We start from the raw sequence: 13,326 nt of genomic DNA on the forward strand, positions 1-13,326 counted from the left end.
AGCCAGAGGAATAATGGATGAAACAACAAGGTTATGTTCAATTACTAACGCGACTGTTCGTGCTTGGCCTAGCTCTATTGGCGAGTACGGCAAGTTATGCCTACTCCTATGCTGCGGCAGGTAAAGAGCCAGTTATTGATGGGCGTGAAGCTATTTTGACTGCACTTAGCCAGCAAGATTTTGTAGCCGTACAACAGGCCGTTGATGGATTGACGGATGAGTTTACTTATTTACAAAAAGAGCATCAGGTTGATTTGTTTACGCCAATGCAAGCTGCTGTGGCTGCTAAGGATGCGGCAAAAGTCGAGGCTGTAATGGATCGCGCTGTGGTTGAAGAGATCATTCGCCGTTTAGACGGTGCGGGTAAAAATTTAGCGGATTATCAAGTCGCAAAAGTACTGGTTGTTAAAAGTAAACTGTTTCTTGATTTGATCACGCCTAAGCTCGATGACGCGCACCGTCAACAAGCCGATCTGGCCATTCAGGGCACATTGCAGGCTATCGGTAACCCTGGTGTCTTCGGGGTGGGTCAAGCGCCGGCAGATCCTCAAGCATTTAAGCAGCAAAGCCAATTGCTGATTGATGCGATCAGTACCTTGCACCAGTAAGCGGTGAACGAAAGGTGGGCCAGCAATTGCGCGAAGGGCTAGCAAAGCAAAGTGAGCGAATCAGCACTTTTCTGTTTGCTATGCCTGATAAGTTGGTGTGGCAGGGGTGTGCCTTGTTTACTCTGCTGGCTTACCTGTTTTGGTGGCATTGGATAGGGCAATTCCCACTGCAACTGACCAGTGATGATGCACTGAATTTTGCTCGCGGTGTTGAGCGTTTTTCCGTGTTGGAGTTTCGACCTCATTTCCCGGGGTATCCGGCATTTATTGGTTTTGCACGATTTGCTGCGTTATGGGTTGAACCGAGTACTGCTGCGATCTGGGTGTCACTGATGAGTGCCATGTTGATCCCTTTGGCTGTCGCTCGCTTGATTCACTTGTGTTCGCTTTCGTTGGTTGCAGCAACGCTCGGCGGTGTCTTGGCTTTGACGCAACCTTTGCTGGCTTCCATGGCCTTAAGTGGCTTATCTGATGCGCCAGCCATTTTGTTGTTGCTGGTGGCTTTAGCTGCAACGATACAAAAACAGTACTGGCGAGTAGGGCTGTGGCTTGGATTAATGCTGGCGACTCGTCCTTCTTATGTCGTACTCGCCTTCGCTGTAGCGGCTGTGCCTTGGTGGCAAGGTCTGCATCGACAATTAGGTTTGGTTGGGTTAACAAAAGCCTTTTTAAAAGCCTGTTTCTCATTGGCTTTGGTGGGAGGTGTGAGTCTGACTTTCATCTGGGCACATGATGGCGCGGCTTATATCAGTGAAGGGATCCGTTTTACTCAAGGGCATTTTGCTATTTGGGGGAATACCGTTGAAGGAAACGATGCCACCTTGTGGCAGTGGGTGATTGCATTGCGTAACGGTTTTGGTGGGGCATTGTTATTGGCGAGCTTGCTGTCACTCAGCGTGGCGATTGTTATAGCTATAGCAAGCATTAAACCAATATGGCTGAAGCGCTCTCGATTGGACGCCTTGTCGTCCCCTGAACTTGCGGCATTGGCGACGGTGACAGGCCTGTATTGGGTATGGATAAGTGTTGGACAAAACCCTGACAATTTACGCCATTGGGCGCCGGTATTGTTTTTAGTTTTGGTGGTGATGCCAGTACAAGTTGCTCGTCTGATCCAAGGCCGCCCAGTACTGTTTGTCGTGGTGCTTGGCCTGATCAGTTATTACTGTGGGCGCAATATTGATGCCATGGTGCCCTCGTTTAAACAGGATCTGGTTCAACGCCAAGCACCGATACAGCAGGCAATCCAATGGATTCGATCCCAGCCGACAATTAAGGTGGTCGGCACCAATTACAGCGTGAATTTATTACGTTCCCAGCTTCAAGGTCGGGCCGTATACGACATGTATTACCCGAGTAGTGAACGTGCATTGCGTGAGCAAGCGTATCAAAACCCAAACAGTGCGTGGCGTATATCGGGTACTCAATTGCCAGGATTGAAACTGGAAGCACAGTTTGCACCAAGGTTTATTGGTGAGCGGGGCCTCTTTTTATATCAGATAAGTCAGTAATGAAAATGACTGATTTGAAGTTATGTGAGTGTAAAGGCAAATGAAGTTAAATAGTAAATATAAGCCTATTAAACAGTTGTTTTTATTGATTGTTGTACTGATGAGTCAATCAGTCTTTGCGATCGAAAAAAGCAGCTCGATGCTTTTTAATAGTGATAAAACGCAGATTATCAGTGCGAACTTCGATGCAGGAAGTGTGAGTTTACTCAATCGAGAAAACGGTGACATTGAAAAAGAAGTCACCATAGGTCGAGATATTCGACGTATTGCGCTTACTCAAGATGAACAGCTCTTATTGGCGACAGACTACTTAAACGATCAGGTCGTGCTTTTAGATGCCAAAACGCTTGCGACTAAGCAAGTGACCCAGGTGCCATCACGTCCATTTGGGGTGGTGTTTGATGTTAACAACCAGCAATTTTATGTCACCAGTTTTGAGCGTGATAAGTTACTGGTAATTGATAGAAAAGGGGAAGTCACTCAAGTCTTAGCGACGGCTTCTACCCCTCGTGGTTTGGCTCTGACGGATGATGGCCGTTTGTTAGTTACCCACGCATTATCAGGCGAGGTCTCAATTTATGATGTCACAAATTCGACGCCGCAATTGATCAAAGTGGTGCAACTTGTTGATACGCCTGCTCATAAAGAGAAAACCACACCGCAAGGTAAGCCTCGTTTATTGGATAATATTGTGATTTCGCCAGATGGTCAGCAGGCATGGCTACCCCATGTACTGTGGTCGTTTGGTCATGATTTTCAGTTTCAGTCGACTGTCTTCCCAACGGTGTCTATTTTGGATTTAGAACCGGGTAATGAACATGAAATTGTCGATGAACGTAAGCAACTTTTTAAACAAATCAACATCATCGAGAGCGGTAACCGTATTCGTATCGTTTCCAACCCGCATGATGGCGTGTTTACCGAGGATGGTAAAAAAGTCATTTTTACGCTAGCGGGTTCTGAAGACCTGATGGTGTTTGACTTATCACGCCAAGGTAAGAAAAATAAAAAACGTCACCGTCGTAAGAAGTTCCAGGGCGGGGTCAAAGCGACCCAAATTTTCCGTAATGTTCCTGGTGATAATCCGCGCGGCATTTTGGTCGTTGGGCGTGAGCTGTATGTACAAAATGCGATGTCATTGGATATTGCTAAATTTGATACTGGTGCAGTAGGGCCTTTTGCCAAAGTTAAACTGATTCAAGCCAACTTTGCCAACCTTGTCAGTGCCGATCCGCTGCCTAAACAATTGCGCAGAGGTAAAACCTTATTTAATCGTGCCAATATGGCCGATAACCCTAAATTCCCAATGGCCGGGGATTTTTGGATGAGTTGTAATTCCTGTCACCTTGATGGCTTTAATTTTACCAACCGTCAATTGATGGAAGATGGCAAAAAAGATCGCTTCAAAAATGCCGTCACGGGCCATGTTGATGTGCGTAAGATGATCGCTGGCGACCCGGTTGGCGCATACATCGATATTATTCAAAAAACGCAAGGTGGTATGGGCGGCGATCCGCGTGAAGACGATATGCCACCTGTTAATGTGGAGCAACCGCCATTGGAAGCGGTCAAGATGATGATGGCTCTAAATGAATATGTTCGTTCGCCAGAAAACCTACCGTACCTTTCCACTTGGCTGCGCCTTGACGATAACAAGCGTTATACCCACCCTGACGAATGGGTTAACTCGGCGGAGTGTTCTGACTGTCATACCACGATTTATGATCAATGGGCGGACTCGAACCATGGCATGAATATGGATCACCCTTATTACCGTTTTCAAGAAGATGTCGCGGCACAAAGCGAAGGCGAAGAATTTCGTGTGCTTTGCCGTGGTTGTCATGCGCCACAAATGGTGATCAATGGTGATAATAAGCCTTTCTCTGATTTTGGCGATATGCGAGAAAAAGGCGGCAAGTCACTCAAAGTAGCATTAGCGCATGGTCAGTCAGTCAATGAGCGAGGAACAGGCTGTGTATTCTGTCACCGAGTGACCAAGGCGGAAAACGCGGGTGGGAATACTGACATGACGGTTAACCTCAAAGATCGCGAAAGCTACGTGTTTGAAGATGCAAAAAATAGCATGTTGAAGTGGCTATCAGAAAAACAGATCAATGCGATGCCTGCGCCACATAAGGCCTCTTATTCTAACCCTGAGCTTTATCAGAGCTCACTGTATTGTGCGACCTGTCATAACGAGTTCACTACCGGACAAGGGGCAAATGTGAATGACAACTTTGGCGAGTGGTTAGCATCCCCGTTTAATGCCCCAGGTAACCCTGCACAACATAAGACATGTATCGATTGTCACATGACGCAAGATGTTACTAACTTTGATAACAAAGTGGGTGGTCAATCAACCAATAATGGCCCGATGAAATCGAATTTACGTTCGCACCATTTGGTCGGCGGAAACTACTTCTTTACCGGGATGCGTAACCCCGAACACAAGAAGATGAGTATCGACATTCTAAAAACAGCACTGAGCCTAGAGGTCGAAAAACAAGGCAATCAATTCACCGCCAAAGTAACCAATGTGAATTCAGGGCATGATATGCCCGGTGGTGCTCGCCGTCAGGTGTGGTTAGAAGTGATTGCCACAGATGCTAATGGTAAGCAGGTCTTTACCAGTGGTGTGATGCAAAATGGTGTGATCCCGAAAGATGCGCACAAATTCATTAAAGTGGGTGTCGATAAAGACGGTAAACCTGTCGGATTACGGTTCTGGCGCTATGTCAAAATTGGTAAAGATACTCGGATTAAATCAGGTGAAACGCGTAATGAGGTGTTTGATTTACCCGATAATGCGCAGTATCCATTAACGGTTTCAACCCGAGTGCTATATCAAGTGTTTGCCAAAGGGTTAACGGATAAAGTTCGTGCCGCTTACCCTGATGAGCATATTCCTGATCCTGAAGTGATTGAACTGCAGGCAGTGACTAAGACCTATGCCATGAATAATGGACAGAATCAGAATGTCACGAGTAAAGCGTCAAGCTCGCACTAACTGGATATAAAACCGTAACGAAGGGAAAGAGGCCTATCTATGATAAGCCTCTTTTTTTTCAATAATATAATTACGAATAAATGCTAACAGTACAAAGTGATATATGCCTAATCAATAACGAGAGATGCACAGAACTTAGAAGGATGTCTGCTTTTTAATTTAGGGGTAAATAAGTTGTTGAATAAAAATACCATAGTTAGATAATCATCAGTGTTAATGGGATGTTTCAGAGTCATTCCTACCTAAGATCTTCTTCGAGATCGACTAAAACAAAGATTATAAAGCATTAGATCTCACCTATATGATGCTTACATTTTGGCTATACCTGATGTCTGTGGAGGGATGATGCAGATTTTCTGGCAACTTCGTTGGTTCTTTTTACAAGAGTGGCGCCGATACGGCGGTGCAATCATGATTTTGGGCGTCGTGGCGTTATTTGAGCTATTACCGCCGAAAGCCATTGGTTGGGTGGTCGACAGTGTAGTGGCTGGCGACATGTCGACATCAACATTATTGCTGAGTTTAGCCGCGCTGATTGCTTTATGGGGCGTGGTGTACGTGCTGCGTATTATTTGGCGGGTTTGGTTATTCAGTGCGGCTGCAAAGTTGGGAACCGTGCTGCGTAATCGCTTATATCGCCATTTTTCTTCTCATCCTCCCGTCTTTTTTGAGCGCTTTAAAACGGGCGATTTGATGGCTCGTTCAACTAACGATGTTAACTCGGTGGTATTGACTGCTGGCGAGGGCGTATTAACAGCGGCAGATTCTTTGCTAACGGGCATCGTTGTGCTGCTGGTGATGACAACGCAATACAGCTGGGAGCTGACTGTACTGGCTCTGCTACCAATGCCGATAATGGCCATTGTCGTCTTTTTCCTTGGCCGTCAATTACATACCCGCTTTGGTGTCTCTCAGGCTGCGTTTTCCAACCTAACGGATAAAACCCAAGAAACGCTTAACGGTGTGCGGATGATCCGAGCGTTTGGTTTAGAGCAGCGTCAGCAGCAAGAATTTGATGATGTGGTAGACGATACGGGTCGCAAGAATCTGGCGGTAGAAAAGGTCGATGCCCTGTTTAATCCTGTGATCCAAATTACCATAGGTATGTCTTTCTTTTTAAGTGTGGCGGGTGGGGCGTATTTTGTTTCAACTGGACGTTTATCTTTAGGGGATCTTACTGCATTTACTTTGTACCAAGGTTTGATGATTTGGCCTATGTTGGCAATGGCATGGTTGTTTAATATTTTGGAGCGGGGGTCGGCGGCATGGAAGCGTTTGCAGCATATTTTTGATGAAGCGCCAGAGATTGTTAGTGGTGAAACCGCTTTAAAACAACGCCAACAAACATTGACGGTCGATATTGATCAATTTACCTGGCAAAGCCAGCAGTTCAGTGTGCTCAATGCGGTGAATTTTGAGCTACCAGCAGGGCACATGTTGGGCATTGCAGGGCCTGTTGGCAGCGGTAAATCGACCTTATTAGGCCTACTATTACGGCAGCAAACCTTGATAGAGGGATCCATCAAATATGGCGATGTCAGTATTGAGTCGGCAAATTTGGATCATTGGCGCAGCCGATTTGCAGTGGTAAGCCAAACGCCTTTTCTATTCTCGCGTTCGATTGCTGACAACATTGCATTAGGGCAACCAGAGGCGAGCCATGACGCGATTCGTGAAGCTGCAAGAATGGCATGTATTGACGACGACATTATGCAGTTCCCCGATGGCTACGGCACACTCGTGGGTGAAAAAGGCATTACATTGTCGGGCGGACAAAAACAGCGGATTGCGATTGCACGCGCTCTGTTACTTCAGGCTGAGATTTTGGTGCTAGACGATGCACTGTCTGCGGTTGATGGCAAAACCGAGCATCAAATATTAAGTAATCTACGTCGTCAACAAACACGCCAGACAGTGATCGTTATCGCGCACCGTTTGACGGCATTGGAGCAGGCTGAAGAAATTTTAGTGCTTCAGCATGGCTGTATTGCTGAGCGTGGTACACATCAAGCCTTAATCAAGGCTGAAAATTGGTATGCCGAGATGTACCGGTATCAGAAACTAGAACAAGCTATCGAGGGGGCGTAATGAAAGGTGCTGTTAACCCAAAAATACTCAAACGCCTACTAAGTTATGGTGTTACGGATAAGCGAAAATTAACCATAGCTATAGTGTTTTTATTTATTGCGTCGATAGCAGATGTCGCTGGCCCTTGGCTGATGCAGCATTTTATTGATAACCATATCGCGAAAAATGATTACCCGTTAGAAGTGATGATCACGCTTGGTGCGAGCTATGTTGGTTTGATGATTATTGCTGCTTTGTTCCAATATTGGCAGGCGATCCGCTTTAATGATATTGCGATAGGTGTAGTGCAAACAGTGCGAAAAGAGCTGTTTGGTAAGATATTGAATCAGCCACTGTCGGCATTTGATTATATGCCGACGGGGCGGTTGATCTCGCGGATCACCAACGATACCGAATCAATCAAAGACTTTTATATCTTTGTGATTTCAACCGTGGTGAAAAACATTGCCTTAATCAGCGTCATGCTGGTGGTGATGAGTATGCTGAGTTGGCGTTTGACCTTGGTGGTGCTGGTGCTTTTACCGATTGTAGCGGGCGTCATGGTGATCTATCAGCGGAAAAGTGCCAATGCGTATCGTCGTATGCGAGATTTACTGTCGGACATCAATGCGTCGATGAGTGAGTCGATTCAGGGGATGAGCCTGATCCAGCTAATGCGTCAAGAGCGTGAATTCAGCCAACAGTTTGCAGAAATCAATAAAGAACATTTAGCTGCGCAAGTCAGTGTGACTAAACTCAATGGTTTATTACTACGCCCATTAATCGACTTACTGTCAGGGATCGCGTTGATTTCTTTGGTTGCCGTGTTTGGTGTTAGTGGTGTTGAGCTGGTGGGTGTTGGGGTCTTGTATGCCTTTATTAGTTACTTAGGCCGTGTGACAGAACCTTTGATTGAATTGACGCAGCAGCTTTCTTTGTTGCAGCAAGCACTGGTGGCAAGCGAACGTATTTTTGGTTTTATTGATGCTAAGCAACAAGTGTATGGCGAAGATAAACGCCTACTCGAAACTGGCGCAATACAGTGCGACAATATTACTTTTAGCTATGATGGTGAGCAAACCATCTTGAAGGATATTTCGATTGATTTGCCTCACCGTGGCTTCTTAGCCTTAGTGGGGCATACGGGCAGTGGCAAGAGTACATTAGCTTCACTCTTAATGGGTTTTTACCCAGTAAAAGAGGGGGAAGTACGGTTAGATGGGCGGCCACTAGCGAGCCTTGAACAGTCGGTCTTACGTCAAGACGTTGCTATGGTGCAACAAGACCCGCATGTACTCAGTGACACTGTGCGTGAAAATATTTGCCTGGGACGAGCGGTAAGCGATGAAGCGATTTGGCAGGCACTGGAAGATGTTGGCTTAGCGAGCCAAATTAGACAATACAGCGATTTGCTTGAGACGCGTTTAGGTGGTGGCGAAGTGAATTTATCAGCAGGGCAGAAGCAATTATTAGCCCTTGCCCGTGTGCTTGTCGCCAAGCCTAAAGTACTGATCCTGGATGAAGCAACTGCCAATATTGATTCAGGTACTGAGCAAAATATCCAGCGTAGTTTGACGCTATTGCGGCGCGATATGAGCATTGTGGTGATTGCTCACCGCTTATCAACCATCATGGATGCAGATGAAATTGTCGTATTAAGCCGTGGTGAAATTATTGAGCGTGGTACTCATCAGCACCTATTGAAAGCACAAGGACATTACTTACAAATGTATCAGTTACAGCAGGCTAGCGAACATATTCAGCAGTTAGAAAGTGACGGTGTGGAAGCAGCGTCAGCCTAACAGGCACCGTGTTCGTTTGAGTCATAGTGATAATGATAATGAAACAAAGTAAAGGTTAACCATTTGATAAATCAATATGATTTAACCTAACGCTGACAAAACACCTTCAAGCTAGAGTATTCTAGCTGGTGGGCTCCATGCTAGTGAACGAGCATAAAGTCAAACGCCACAGAAACAGGCGTCGTTTCTGTGGCGTTTCAGCATTGATATCTAAGTAATAGGATTATTTGTGGTGACGCATTAAGCCTTCTTGAACTGCGGAAGCAACAAGTTCGCCTTGTTGGTTATAAATTTCACCGCGAACAAGGCCACGTGAGCCGCTGGCAGAAGGGCTGTCGATAACGTACAGCAACCACTCATCAAGACGGAATGGACGGTGGAACCACATTGAGTGATCTATGGTTGCGACTTGCATTTTAGGAGTCAGCAAGGTGACGCCATGCGGTTGTAAGGCGGTCACTAAGAAGCCCCAATCTGACGCATAAGCCAATACATATTGATGAATGCGCAAATCATCGGGCATTTCGCCATTGGCTTTGATCCATAAGTACTGTTTTGCTTCTGCCTTGGTTGGCTTTAGAGGGTTGATAACATTGACTGGTCGCACTTCAATCGGGCGGTCACGGCCAAAGGTTTCAACCGCTTGTTTAGGCAAGTAATCAGCAAGAGATTTTACTAACTCTGTTTCAGATTTAAGTGTTTCAGGCGCTGGCACATCAGGCATAGTAGATTGATGGCTATAGCCTTCTTCTTCGCCCTGATAAGAGGCCGTTAAATAGAAAATAGGGCGGCCATTTTGAATCGCTTTTACACGACGGGTACTGAAACTTTTACCGTCGCGTAAATTTTCAACATCATAAATAATCGGTTTTTGTGGATCGCCAGGACGAAGAAAGTAGCTATGGAATGAATGAACATGACGATCAATTTCCACGGTTTTCTTCGCTGCAGAGAGTGATTGACCAATAACTTGACCACCATAAACTTGGGGGAGCCCTAGGTGTTCGCTCTGCCCTCGGAACAAGCCTAGTTCAAGAGGTTCTAAGTGTAACAGCGTGAGAAGTTCAGTCAGTTCTTTGCTCATTGGGCATCCATTATTAATAATGTTGAATTAAGAAAGATAAGCACTATCTTGCTGATAGTCTAGATAATTGCTTATCTTTGATTAAGAGTTTTACGAGGACTTAGCTACAATTTCAAGTTAAATCGCATCACGATAACCAATCTCACTGATATATATGGGGTTTATATCAAACGATTTAAAGACAAGTGTAGAGAAGCCAAATTTAGTCAATCGTGAGTGTTCTTGAGGTTAACAATGAAAAAGGTTATTACGGTATTAGTGGGTCTAGCGGCGGCATTAGCGATCACGGCATGTTCGACGATTATTCAGAAAGATAAAGGCATGAATTCGGTAGAAGGAACGGTAAGTTACCGTGAACGTATTGCGTTACCTGAAAATGCCAAAATAACGGTGACATTAGCAGATGTATCATTAATGGATGTAGCGGCAGAAGTGATCAGTCAGCAATCTTTCTTAGCGGATGGTAAGCAAGTTCCGTTTAACTTTTCGCTTGATTATGAAGCCGATGAAATTATTGCTAATCACACTTATGCAGTAAGTGCGCGTATTGAGGTCGATGGTAAGCTGATGTTTATTACCGATACCTCAAATCGTGTGATCACCGATCCGAATAAGACCGAAAATATTGATTTGATGTTGGTGAAAACGCGTTAGTCCACTACAAGGCTAATCAATAATTTTTATAAAGAACAAAGCATTGGCCTCCCCAATGCTTTGAATCGTGTTTAGCGGCATATTTCCCACCGATAAATACGTAATGATAGTTTGCCCTCATCACTTACGGTGATCCCTTCATTGCGCAGCCTATCGCGCTGTCGAATAAGGTCGTCGCCAGTCAATGAAATCATCCCTTTCGCATTAATCACTCTGTGCCAAGGTAGTGTCGAGCCTTCAGGTAAGCGTGACATGAGTTTTCCAACTTGCCGAGCATAGCCGGGAAAGCCTGCTAATCGTGCAATATCGCCGTAGGTTGCTACCGTTCCTACTGGAATTTGATAGACCACGCTATAGATTTGCCCTGTAAAATCGTCCATATTAGAGTAAGACCGTAAGAAATAGACTGCTATTCTTCTATGTACTCCCGAACAACGCAAGGAGGTGCTGCCATGTTGTATGCCGCGTTATTAGTTCTGGTCAGTGTTGCATTAACCGTCTTAGGCGTTACAGCACTCGGATACAGTGAGGGGCAACTGCCTGCACTCGCTTTAGCGATTCCTGCTCTATGGCTGCTTCCACAAGGAGGTATGGCAGCGTGGTTGCTGCTCATTGGCCTTGGCGCGTACGGTATGGTCTTGCCTGAACAGCCTCTTGCCCTTTCCATTAGCATTTTTATGATGCTGCCGGTATTTAATATTTGCATGTCTCAAAAGAGTAGTTGGCAGCTAGGTGCGCTCTTAATTTCCATTATTCTTGCTATGGATGTTGGACTGATGGCATTGCAAAGCGAAGGTAAGTTACCAGGTAGTAGCTTATACACTGTGGTGCAAATACTTGCAGTGGGGGTTATTTGGTTTGCATGTCGCAGTTGGCGGCCTGTTGAAGGCAATACATGGTGGCCGCTGTTCCTTGTCGTTCCCTTGTGGGTTGGAGGTATGGAGCATGCAGCTTTAGTCGCTTTATGCATTACAGGCTTGATTGCTGCCATGCAGGGGATGGAGAAAGTGAAGTTTGGTGATTGGGTGCCACGCCTGTCTTGGGTGCTTCCTGCCGTAGGGTTTGCTACTTTAGTTGTGGTGCCGCATTTTGATGTCCCTAACCCTATATTAGTTGCTTGGTTACTGGTACTTGGTGGCGCTTTATTAGGGGAATACTTGCTGGAAGACCCTGAAGAGGTATAACTTCTTTTGAGAACGAAATGGCTCAGTAATGAGTTAATTCAAATAGATAAGGTGATAATCACAGGGTTTTGTGTAATAAAACACCACTTAAACCAGAGTTTACCGAGAACGCCTTGCAAAGCAATAAGGCTTGGTAGATAATCCCTCTCGTTCTCGCAAAGAGACAAAGAATCTATGGAGGCCCCCTTTGGTCCTCCCGCAACACTAACTTGTGAACCTGGTCAGGCCCGGAAGGGAGCAGCCACAACAAGCGACGTGTGTGCCGGGATGTGGCTGGAGGGGGCTTCCACCCATCTAGCGTTTAGAAAATCTTCCATCGAATTTCACTTCAACAGCCAACATTCCTCAGTACTCTCTTTTTTCTGATATTACACTCTTGTATCGCTCGTTATTTTAACTTGGCTATTTTCTGTTATTGCTAACTGATCTCTTACATGTGCTAATACAGCAGCGATTTAATTCGAATCTTTTTAATATGTTGAATTTTAATCGCTTTATTTACAGCTAGTTAAATCAGCGAGGTATTCTTGCGTAGGGAAAGTAATGATAAATGTACTGAGTGACGCCTATCAATAAAAGAGGCGTCATTCAGTGGGGGAAGCGGTTGTGATGATAGCGGCTTTCTATACTGTTATTTTTTACTATGTAAGGAAAGATCGGTGAATGTCGTGATGTTCTGTTTTGACTCTAACCAAGCACGATCTACATCGCCTGCGATGATCGCTTCCACCATACCGGTATGGCTGATACCACTTTGTGAAAGATCATAATCATTATGGGTGAGCTTGATGTAACTTTTTAGTTGGTTAGAGATCTGTTCATATATCTTTATGAACTTATTGCTTTTGCTGATTTCAACCACTTTTCGATGCAGTTCAAAGTCTTTTTGGCAAACATCGATGAGATCCAACTTGCCTGTTGCACATAATTCACAGAATTCCTTGTGAATACGGCTTAATTCATCTTTATCTTCTTGAGTCGCTTTTTCTGCTGCCATTACTGCTGCTTGTGATTCAATGGCTACACGTAAATTGTACAGCTCCCACAAATCATCGTCAGATAATGTGAATACATGCCAGCCAACATAAGGCTTTTGTACAACCAAGCCTTCATGTGAAAGTGAGTTCAGTGCCATGCGAACTGTACTGCGCGAAAGTTCTAGTTCTTTCGATAGCGAACTCTCAACAATTTTATCACCCATCACCAGCTGACCTGAAACTATCATATCTCTAATAAATTCAGTGGCTTGCTCTTCTAGGCTCTGTTTGTTGATCTTCATTTTCATGATTTGTTCTTAGTGCATGCTTTAAGTTATTGAAAAATATAACACGAACTTGTGACGTTTGTCATATTTTGTCATCTGTAGATCTGTATACTGCCGATTGTCGGACAATAGACAATTAACTGTT

Annotated in this window: 10 protein-coding genes and 1 other RNA gene; 8 read left to right on the forward strand and 3 right to left on the reverse strand. The window is 45.0% G+C overall.

Annotated elements, in window-relative coordinates:
- Positions 1 to 17: 17 nt before the first annotated feature.
- The 5 genes from OCU77_RS04780 to OCU77_RS04800 all read left to right on the forward strand — a co-directional run bounded on the left by OCU77_RS04780 (position 18) and on the right by OCU77_RS04800 (position 8,995).
- Complete coding sequence (locus tag OCU77_RS04780; protein WP_048898651.1) at positions 18 to 608, forward strand: hypothetical protein; 591 nt, start codon at positions 18 to 20, stop codon at positions 606 to 608.
- A 14-nt stretch (positions 609 to 622) separates the two neighbouring features.
- On the forward strand, positions 623 to 2,119 hold the full coding sequence (locus OCU77_RS04785) for a hypothetical protein (protein ID WP_239685950.1): 1,497 nt from the start codon (positions 623 to 625) through the stop codon (positions 2,117 to 2,119).
- A 40-nt stretch (positions 2,120 to 2,159) separates the two neighbouring features.
- A complete protein-coding gene (locus OCU77_RS04790; protein WP_107302334.1) occupies positions 2,160 to 5,126 on the forward strand; it encodes a cytochrome D1 domain-containing protein in 2,967 nt (988 codons plus the stop codon).
- Positions 5,127 to 5,471: 345 nt separating this feature from the next.
- Positions 5,472 to 7,214 (forward strand): ABC transporter transmembrane domain-containing protein, encoded by a 1,743-nt coding sequence (locus OCU77_RS04795; RefSeq protein ID WP_107302335.1) that lies wholly within the window; start codon positions 5,472 to 5,474, stop codon positions 7,212 to 7,214.
- On the forward strand, positions 7,214 to 8,995 hold the full coding sequence (locus tag OCU77_RS04800; protein WP_107302336.1) for a SmdB family multidrug efflux ABC transporter permease/ATP-binding protein: 1,782 nt from the start codon (positions 7,214 to 7,216) through the stop codon (positions 8,993 to 8,995). The genes OCU77_RS04795 and OCU77_RS04800 overlap by 1 nt, the downstream gene beginning before the upstream one ends.
- A gap of 223 nt (positions 8,996 to 9,218) precedes the next feature.
- On the opposite strand, the gene tesB is transcribed toward OCU77_RS04800, so the two are convergent.
- The gene (tesB, locus tag OCU77_RS04805) at positions 9,219 to 10,079 is read right to left on the reverse strand and encodes an acyl-CoA thioesterase II (RefSeq protein ID WP_107302337.1); all 861 of its coding nucleotides are present in this window, start codon (positions 10,077 to 10,079) and stop codon (positions 9,219 to 9,221) included.
- A gap of 234 nt (positions 10,080 to 10,313) precedes the next feature.
- Between tesB and OCU77_RS04810 the strand changes: the two genes are divergently transcribed.
- Positions 10,314 to 10,733, forward strand: a complete 420-nt coding sequence (locus tag OCU77_RS04810) for a YbaY family lipoprotein (protein WP_048898652.1) — start codon at positions 10,314 to 10,316, stop codon at positions 10,731 to 10,733.
- Between the two features lie 71 nt (positions 10,734 to 10,804).
- On the opposite strand, the gene OCU77_RS04815 is transcribed toward OCU77_RS04810, so the two are convergent.
- On the reverse strand, positions 10,805 to 11,113 hold the full coding sequence (locus OCU77_RS04815) for an MGMT family protein (RefSeq protein WP_048898653.1): 309 nt from the start codon (positions 11,111 to 11,113) through the stop codon (positions 10,805 to 10,807).
- 72 nt (positions 11,114 to 11,185) lie between these two features.
- Here OCU77_RS04815 and OCU77_RS04820 point away from each other — a divergent pair, with 72 nt between their 5' ends.
- Together OCU77_RS04820 and ffs are read left to right on the forward strand one after the other, a co-directional pair.
- Positions 11,186 to 11,917 (forward strand): VP0952 family biofilm-associated protein, encoded by a 732-nt coding sequence (locus tag OCU77_RS04820; protein ID WP_048898654.1) that lies wholly within the window; start codon positions 11,186 to 11,188, stop codon positions 11,915 to 11,917.
- A 185-nt stretch (positions 11,918 to 12,102) separates the two neighbouring features.
- An RNA gene (gene ffs, locus OCU77_RS04825) (signal recognition particle sRNA small type) lies at positions 12,103 to 12,199 on the forward strand.
- Positions 12,200 to 12,548: 349 nt separating this feature from the next.
- On the opposite strand, the gene OCU77_RS04830 is transcribed toward ffs, so the two are convergent.
- The gene (locus tag OCU77_RS04830; RefSeq protein ID WP_239685954.1) at positions 12,549 to 13,202 is read right to left on the reverse strand and encodes a GntR family transcriptional regulator; all 654 of its coding nucleotides are present in this window, start codon (positions 13,200 to 13,202) and stop codon (positions 12,549 to 12,551) included.
- Positions 13,203 to 13,326 lie beyond the last annotated feature (124 nt).

This window comes from Photobacterium swingsii (genome assembly GCF_024346715.1).
Classification (GTDB): domain Bacteria; phylum Pseudomonadota; class Gammaproteobacteria; order Enterobacterales; family Vibrionaceae; genus Photobacterium; species Photobacterium swingsii.

What these genes read in the sequence shown, in the direction of transcription:
- OCU77_RS04820 (WP_048898654.1), top strand. Translation starts at nt 11,186, where the DNA reads ATGTTGTATGCCGCGTTATTAGTTCTGGTCAGTGTTGCATTAACCGTC.
- OCU77_RS04790 (WP_107302334.1), top strand. Translation starts at nt 2,160, where the DNA reads ATGAAGTTAAATAGTAAATATAAGCCTATTAAACAGTTGTTTTTATTG.
- tesB (WP_107302337.1), bottom strand. Translation starts at nt 10,079, where the DNA reads ATGAGCAAAGAACTGACTGAACTTCTCACGCTGTTACACTTAGAACCT.
- OCU77_RS04780 (WP_048898651.1), top strand. Translation starts at nt 18, where the DNA reads ATGAAACAACAAGGTTATGTTCAATTACTAACGCGACTGTTCGTGCTT.
- OCU77_RS04815 (WP_048898653.1), bottom strand. Translation starts at nt 11,113, where the DNA reads ATGGACGATTTTACAGGGCAAATCTATAGCGTGGTCTATCAAATTCCA.
- OCU77_RS04795 (WP_107302335.1), top strand. Translation starts at nt 5,472, where the DNA reads ATGCAGATTTTCTGGCAACTTCGTTGGTTCTTTTTACAAGAGTGGCGC.
- OCU77_RS04830 (WP_239685954.1), bottom strand. Translation starts at nt 13,202, where the DNA reads ATGAAAATGAAGATCAACAAACAGAGCCTAGAAGAGCAAGCCACTGAA.
- OCU77_RS04810 (WP_048898652.1), top strand. Translation starts at nt 10,314, where the DNA reads ATGAAAAAGGTTATTACGGTATTAGTGGGTCTAGCGGCGGCATTAGCG.
- OCU77_RS04800 (WP_107302336.1), top strand. Translation starts at nt 7,214, where the DNA reads ATGAAAGGTGCTGTTAACCCAAAAATACTCAAACGCCTACTAAGTTAT.